Annotated in this window: 4 protein-coding genes; 2 read left to right on the forward strand and 2 right to left on the reverse strand. The window is 71.6% G+C overall.

Going from position 1 to position 4,070, the window contains the following annotated elements:
• Positions 1-121 precede the first annotated feature (121 nt).
• Complete coding sequence (ilvA, locus tag ACWFRB_RS26180) at positions 122-1,285, forward strand: threonine ammonia-lyase (RefSeq protein WP_452644241.1); 1,164 nt, start codon at positions 122-124, stop codon at positions 1,283-1,285.
• A 76-nt stretch (positions 1,286-1,361) separates the two neighbouring features.
• On the opposite strand, the gene ACWFRB_RS26185 is transcribed toward ilvA, so the two are convergent.
• On the reverse strand, positions 1,362-2,150 hold the full coding sequence (locus ACWFRB_RS26185; RefSeq protein ID WP_452644234.1) for an FAD:protein FMN transferase: 789 nt from the start codon (positions 2,148-2,150) through the stop codon (positions 1,362-1,364).
• Positions 2,147-2,392 (reverse strand): hypothetical protein, encoded by a 246-nt coding sequence (locus tag ACWFRB_RS26190; RefSeq protein ID WP_452644236.1) that lies wholly within the window; start codon positions 2,390-2,392, stop codon positions 2,147-2,149. The genes ACWFRB_RS26185 and ACWFRB_RS26190 overlap by 4 nt, the downstream gene beginning before the upstream one ends.
• Before the next feature lie 306 nt (positions 2,393-2,698).
• Between ACWFRB_RS26190 and ACWFRB_RS26195 the strand changes: the two genes are divergently transcribed.
• Positions 2,699-4,018 carry a C40 family peptidase gene (locus tag ACWFRB_RS26195; RefSeq protein ID WP_452644238.1) on the forward strand — a complete coding sequence of 440 codons (1,320 nt, stop codon included), beginning with the start codon at positions 2,699-2,701 and terminating at the stop codon, positions 4,016-4,018.
• The last annotated feature ends 52 nt before the right edge of the window (positions 4,019-4,070 follow it).

Below are 4,070 nucleotides of genomic sequence, written 5' to 3' on the forward strand. Positions count from 1 at the left end.
CGGTTGACGAGTCCTGAGGCTCGTCAACCGCGCACGGGCGCCGCAGGCGCCTTACGCTGGCGCTGTGGAACTCGTGACGAGGGACCAGATCGCGGCGGCGGCGGACCGGCTCGCCCCGGTGATGCGCAGGACACCGATGCTCGCCTCCCGGGTGCTCTCGGAACGCTGCGCCCACGACGTGTGGCTCAAGTGTGAAAACCTTCAGCGCACAGGCTCTTTCAAACCCCGCGGCGCCTACAACCGGATCGCGAACCTGACCTCCGAGCAGCGGACCGGCGGTGTGGTCGCGGCCAGCGCAGGCAACCATGCCCAGGGCGTCGCCTGGGCAGCCAGCAGGCTCGGCATCGAGTCCACTGTCTTCATGCCGGTCGGGGCGGCGCTGCCGAAGCTCGTCGCGACCAGGGCGTACGGCGCGACGGTCCACCTGCGCGGGCACACCGTCGACGAGGCACTCGTGTCCGCCCGGGAGTTCGCTGCCGCGACCGGGGCCGTGCTCATCCATCCGTTCGATCACGTCGACGTGGTCGCGGGTCAGGCCACCGTCGGGCTCGAGATCCTCGAGCAGCTGCCAGAGGTCGGGACCATCGTGGTGCCGACCGGCGGTGGTGGGCTGCTCGCCGGGATTGCGGCGGCGGTCCGGGACTCGGGCCGTCGGGTGCGCCTCGTCGGCGTGCAGGCCGAACAGGCGGCGGCCTGGCCGAGGTCGCTCGCCGAGGGCGCCCCCGTTGCGGCGAAGGGCCTGTCCACCATGGCCGACGGGATCGCCATCGGGCTCCCGGGCGCGGTGCCGTTCGCGCACGTCAACGCCCTGGTGGACGAGGTGGTCACGGTCAGCGAGGACGCGCTGTCCCGGGCCCTGTTGCTGTGCAGTGAGCGGGCCAAGCTGATCGTCGAGCCTGCGGGGGCGGCAGCGGTGGCCGCCCTGATGACCTGCGCGGCGGAGCAGCTGCGGCTGGAGGGGCCCGTGTGCGCGGTGCTGTCCGGCGGGAACATCGACCCGTTGCTGCTCACCCACGTGATCACCCACGGTCTGCGGGCCGCCGGACGCTACCTGGTCGTGCGTGTCACCATCCCGGACCGGCCCGGCGGGCTGGTCCGGCTGCTGGGCGTGGTGAGCGAGCGCGGCGCCAGCGTGGTGGACGTGGTGCACTCGCGGACCGCACGCGACCTCGGCCTGGACGAGGTGGAGGTGCTTTTGACACTGGAGACCAGGGGGCCCGACCACCGCGACGAGGTGCTGGGCGCCCTCGACGCCGCCGGCTTCGCCGTGCGGGTGCAGGAGTAGGCGCTCCGCGCCCGTGCGTGGTTGACGAGTGCAGAGACTCGCTCACCGCGCACAGGCGGCGCAGCCGCCTGTGCCTTCACGGCCAGCCGCAGAGCCGGGTGACCCGGAAGTCCTGGTCCACGAGCCGGGCGGGCATCCCTAGCTCCTCGAGCCAGGCGCGCGTCTCCTCGCCCCCGCGGACCGCCGCCCGGCTCGCCGCGGCGGCGGCCAGGGCGGAGCCGGCGACCACGGACACGGTGCGCCAGTGCGGCGCCCCGGTGGGATCCGGGTGCAGCGGGCTGACCGTGCTGGCGGTCGCGAGGCCGGAGCCGGACGGGATCGAGACCTGACACGACGGGTCGCCTGGCAGATCCTCGACCTTGATCTGCCAGCCGCTGAGCGGCTCCGGACCCGCGGTCGCCACGTCGCCGCCGAGGCTGACCAGCACCCCGCAGCCGAGCAGTTCGGCGACGGCGGTGGCGCACCGGTCGGCCGTGACCGAGCGGGCGGTCGCGGACACGTCGAGGGTCAGCCCGGCGGGGAGGGTGACGTCGTGGCCGCTGACGGTCACGGAGCGCCATTGGTTCGGGCGCGCGCCGCCGACGGTGGGGTCGAGGACGCCCGCGGTCAGCTCGGCTGCCAGGAGGGCCCTGCTGACCTGCTCGGCGAGCAGGACGCTCACCCGGGTCGTGGTGCCCGAGGACCGGTTGAGCGCCGCGATCTCGGAGTCTTCTCGGGTGGCGCTGGTCGCGACGTCGGCGGCGGCCAGGTGGCCGCGAACCATGTTCCAGGCGGACTCCAGCATGTCGGGGTCGGCCACGACCACCGTCGCGCGCACGCCCCACATCGACCAACTCTTCGCGGCCTTGTCCGCCGCGAGGGTCACGACCCGCCCGAGATCACGTCGAAGTGCCCGGCGCCCCGGGTGACGATCGGGCTGCTTGCGCTGTTCGAACGGTTCGAATCGGCGGCGATGACCGTTCCCGAATCCGCGGAGCCCGCGTCTCCGAGCGCGAACGAGCCACCGGTGAGTGACCCGACGCTGAGCGCACCGACGATTCCGGATGCCGCGACGGCACGGCGGAATCGGGACGTCCGGTGGGGGTGCTCTGCGGGTCGCTCGCTCATGACGACCAGGATCCACCGCCAGCCTGAGAGAGACCTGAGGGTCTGCTGAATTTCTCGTTCTTGCCCTGAAATGTCGCGACGTGCGGGCATACGCTCCGTGAGTGCGCAGTTTTCCCCGCCCGAAGTGGGCCGATCCGCCGGCAGATGCACAGTCGGCGCCGGCTAACGCCGGACCGACACGCCGCGATACAGGCGTCGTGTGGGTTCGGGAAACACGGTTCGATCGATGTGATCGAAATCGCCCCGCGGCCGGGTCGGGGGACCTAGCGTTGCACCTGATAACCCGCTCGAAGTTTGGAGTTGCGAATGCCGGTTGATCCAGCGGCGGTGATCGTGGCAGTTGCCACTGCCCTCGGCGGCTTGGTTCAAGGGGCCGATATCCCACTACCGGTGAAAGATCAAGCAGCGCAAGCGATTCAGTCCTTCGAGGCGTCGGCGCCCGCGGCGTCGCAGCAGATCAACGACGTCATCGGGATGTTGCCCGAGCAGATGCAGGGCCAGGCACAGCAGGCCGTCGCGGATGCGGCTGCCGCAGTGGAGGATTCGCTCCAGCCGTACCTGCCGCCTGCTCCGCAGATCGTTCCGGGAGCGCCGGCCGTGCCGCCGCCCGCGGTGGTCGCACCACCCGTGCCGGAGGTGCCCCGCTACACGGCGCCGCCCGCGCTGCAGGCGACCCCGATCGGCGGCGACCCGAGCCGGATGCTGCCCGATGCGTTGACCGACCTCCCCGAGATGGTGATGGCCCCGATCGGCGCGATCGCGGTCTTCGTGCCGTGGCTGAAGAAGGCGGGCGAGATCTGCGAGGGCATCAAGCCGCCGGTCCTCGCCGCGCTCTATTCGGCGGAGAACGGTTTCCGGTACGGCCCGACGGCGCCGGTGTCCAGGGACGGCGCGCGCGGGCCGGGTCAGTTCATGCCGGGCACCTGGGCCAAGTACGGCAAGGACGCCGACGGCGACGGCAAGGCGGACATCCTTGGCGTCGCGGACTCGGTGATGGCGTCGGGGCACCTGCTCTGCGACATGTACACCGAGATCGAGGGCTGGCAGAAGCAGGGCCTGGTCAAGGGCGACACCCTCGATCTGGCCATCGCCGGGTACAACGCGGGCGTCGGGGCCGTGCGGCGGTCCGGCGGGATGCCGTCCGGGCTGCCCGACTACGAGAACCAGACCAAGCCGTACGTGAAGAAGATCCGGGCCAGCGAGGCCCGATTCGCGGGGATTCTCACCCCGTTCGTCGGCAACTTCGGCGACGGGATCGGCGGCAAGATCGTCGAGGCCGCGCTGCGGTACCTCGGCCTGCCCTATGTCTGGGGCGGCGGCAACATCAACGGACCGTCCGGCGGCGGCTTCGACTGCTCCGGGCTGACGTCCTACGCGGTGTACTCCGCGACCGGCGACCTCCTGACGCTGCCGCGGACCTCGGAAACCCAGTGGGGCGTCGGTGAGGAGATCCCGCTGGCCGAGGCCAGGCCTGGCGACCTGCTGTTCGGCAACTGGCAGTCGGGCGGGCCGGGGCACGTCGCGATCTACATCGGCAACGGGCAGATGGTGCACGCCCCGCAGACGGGCGACGTGGTCCGGGTCGGGCCGGTGTTCGACGGGATGAAGGTCCGCCGGATGGTCTGACGGCGCCCGCCACAGACGAACGAACCCCGGTCCGAGTTGCTCGGACCGGGGC

The sequence above is a fragment of the Rhodococcus sp. NPDC055112 genome (assembly GCF_053607505.1).

Bases quoted from the DNA above. Each gene is read 5' to 3' on its own strand.
- ilvA (WP_452644241.1), top strand. From the start codon at position 122: ATGCGCAGGACACCGATGCTCGCCTCCCGGGTGCTCTCGGAACGCTGC.
- ACWFRB_RS26190 (WP_452644236.1), bottom strand. From the start codon at position 2,392: ATGAGCGAGCGACCCGCAGAGCACCCCCACCGGACGTCCCGATTCCGC.
- ACWFRB_RS26195 (WP_452644238.1), top strand. From the start codon at position 2,699: ATGCCGGTTGATCCAGCGGCGGTGATCGTGGCAGTTGCCACTGCCCTC.